Source organism: Streptomyces sp. NPDC060198 (genome assembly GCF_042728415.1).
GTDB lineage: Bacteria > Actinomycetota > Actinomycetes > Streptomycetales > Streptomycetaceae > Streptomyces.
Map to the genome: position 1 here is coordinate 1 of NZ_JBHWZJ010000624.1, position 2,229 is coordinate 2,229.

3 protein-coding genes are annotated in these 2,229 nt (G+C 72.9%); all 3 read left to right on the top strand.

What is annotated here, in order from left to right; translation table 11 throughout:
• The coding region (locus ACFWEP_RS34190) for an acyl-CoA dehydrogenase (RefSeq protein ID WP_387376139.1) at positions 1 to 356 on the top strand (356 nt) is incomplete at its 5' end.
• A 346-nt stretch (positions 357 to 702) separates the two neighbouring features.
• Positions 703 to 963: an acyl carrier protein gene (locus ACFWEP_RS34195; RefSeq protein WP_387376141.1), complete on the top strand. Its 261-nt coding sequence runs from the start codon at positions 703 to 705 to the stop codon at positions 961 to 963.
• The gene (locus tag ACFWEP_RS34200) at positions 960 to 2,183 is read left to right on the top strand and encodes a beta-ketoacyl-[acyl-carrier-protein] synthase family protein (RefSeq protein ID WP_387376143.1); all 1,224 of its coding nucleotides are present in this window, start codon (positions 960 to 962) and stop codon (positions 2,181 to 2,183) included. Before ACFWEP_RS34195 ends, ACFWEP_RS34200 begins: the two co-directional genes overlap by 4 nt.
• The last annotated feature ends 46 nt before the right edge of the window (positions 2,184 to 2,229 follow it).

A 2,229-nucleotide genomic window follows, 5' to 3' on the forward strand; every position in this document is an offset into this window, starting at 1 on the left:
CGGCCGAAGCGTTCGCGGAGGCCGCCGCCGCCCTGCCCGAGGGGGCCGCGCGCGAACGGCTCGCCGAGGTCGAGTGGTTGTTCCTGCTCCGGCAGGTCGACCGCAGCACCGGAGATCTGCTGGCCGTGGGACGGATGACGGCCGAACAGGTACGTGCCCTGCCCGACCTGTACGAGGAGGCCGTGGCCACCGTCGCCGCGCACGCTCCCGCGCTGGTGGAGTCGTTCGCGCTGCCGGACGAACTCTTCGCGGAGCGCCCGATCGCAGGGCCCGCGTACGCCGATGCCTACGACGACCCCGGAGGCACCTGGCACCGGGCCACCCCCGCCGGTGCGGCCGGGGAGGCCGTGCGATGACCGGGGGAGGTTGCCGCCGGTGGTCCGGTGGGAGGTCCGGGCGATGAAAGTCCGCCACGGGCGCGGCCGGACGGTACACGAGGCCATGGCCTCACTGGGGGTGAAGGCCGTCCTTCTGGCGTACTGGGGTACCGCCTTCGTGGTCTCGATGGGGCGGAAGAAGCCGCAGGTGGGCGTAGAGGAATCGGTTCGTCGGAATGCGTAACCAGACGGGGCTCAGCGAGTTAGGGGCTGTAGGGACTTCCGGGCTGGAGACCGGCCCGGAACTCCCCGCGGGCCCTGCCGATACGGGGCCGCCGAAGTGCCCGCCACCCCCCAGGTGTGTGCCGAACACAAGAGGAAGATCATGAAGGCCATTCATCCGAAGATCGTCGGCGTGCTGACCGATACGTTCAAGGTGCCCCCGGCCGAGATTCACCCGGAGTCCACGATGGACAGCCTGGAGATGGACTCACTCGCGGTGGCGGAGTTCGCCGTCATCATCAAGGAAACCCTCGGCATCCACACCCCCGTCGGCACCCTCCACCGGGACGCCACCCTCGCGGACATCTCGGAGTTCATCCGCTCGGCGTCCCGCCGTGCGGAACCGGTGAGCAACGCCCGATGAAGCGGCCCGAGATCGCCGTCACCGGACTGGGCATGATCACCCCGGCGGGCAACGACACGGCCTCCACCTGGGAGGGCGTGCTCGCCGGGGAGTCCTCGGCCCGCACCGTCCCCGAACTGGCCGGGTGCGCAGTCGACTTCGCCTGCACGGTCACCGGCATCGACCTGGACGAGGCAGTCGGCGGCCGGACCGCCTACCGGATGGGCAAATACGTCAAGTTCGCCGTACTCGCCGCCCGGGAGGCGGTGGCCGACGCCGGACTCGACCCGGGCGGCTGGGACGGCGCCCGGGTCTCGGTCGTGGTGGGCACCAGCAGCGGTGGGTCGGCGGCCCTCTCCGAGCAGGCCGTGGTGCTCGACCGGCTGGGGGCCGAGGCGTCCTCGCCGGCGGGCATCCTGCTCACCATCCCCAACATGCCCGCCGCGGAGATCGCGATCCAGCTCGGTGCCACCGGTCCCAGTCTGGCTCCGTGCACGGCCTGTTCGTCCGGGGTCACCGCCCTGTCGGTGGCGCGGGACATGCTGATGAGCGGCCAGTGCGACATCGCGGTCGCGGGAGCGACCGAGTCGATCGTCTTCCCGGTGGCGATGACCGGCCTGGCCCGGTCCGGGGCGGCGGCCCTGCCGGACGGTGACCCGTCGAAGCTCTGCCGTCCGTTCGCCGAGGACCGCGCGGGCCTCGTCATGGGGGAGGGGGCCGCCATCATGGTGCTGGAGAGGGCCGAGGACGCCGTGGCCCGGGGCGCGGTACCCAGGGCGCTGATCGCGGGCACGGGCGCCACCACCGACGCCCACCACCCCACCAGCCCGCACCCCTCCGGCAGAGTGGCCCAGGCGGCCGTCGAGGCCGCCCTCCGGGACGCCGACTGGCGAGCCGAGGACGTCGGACACGTCAACGCGCACGGCACGGCGACCCCGCTCAACGACGCCGTCGAGGCCGCCCTCATCGCCCGGGCCTACCCCCACCGGCCGCCGGTCACCGCCCCCAAGGGAGTGCTCGGCCACTGCATGGGGGCGGCGGGAGCCATCGAGGCCGCGCTCACCGTGCTGACCCTCCAGCACCGGCTCGTCCCGCCGATCGCCAACCTGGACTCCCCCGCACCCGGGTTCGACATCGACTGCGTCACCAAGGCGCCCCGGCCCGTCGGCGTCAGCCGGGCCGTCAGCCACTCCTTCGGATTCGGCGGCCACAACGCCGTGATCGCGTTGCGGCTTCCCTGACCACGAGGCCGTGGGACGCGGGCGCCGCCGGACGGTTCTCCGGCGG

Excerpts from the sequence above, each read along its gene's own strand:
- ACFWEP_RS34195 (WP_387376141.1), top strand. The coding sequence starts at position 703 with ATGAAGGCCATTCATCCGAAGATCGTCGGCGTGCTGACCGATACGTTC.
- ACFWEP_RS34200 (WP_387376143.1), top strand. The coding sequence starts at position 960 with ATGAAGCGGCCCGAGATCGCCGTCACCGGACTGGGCATGATCACCCCG.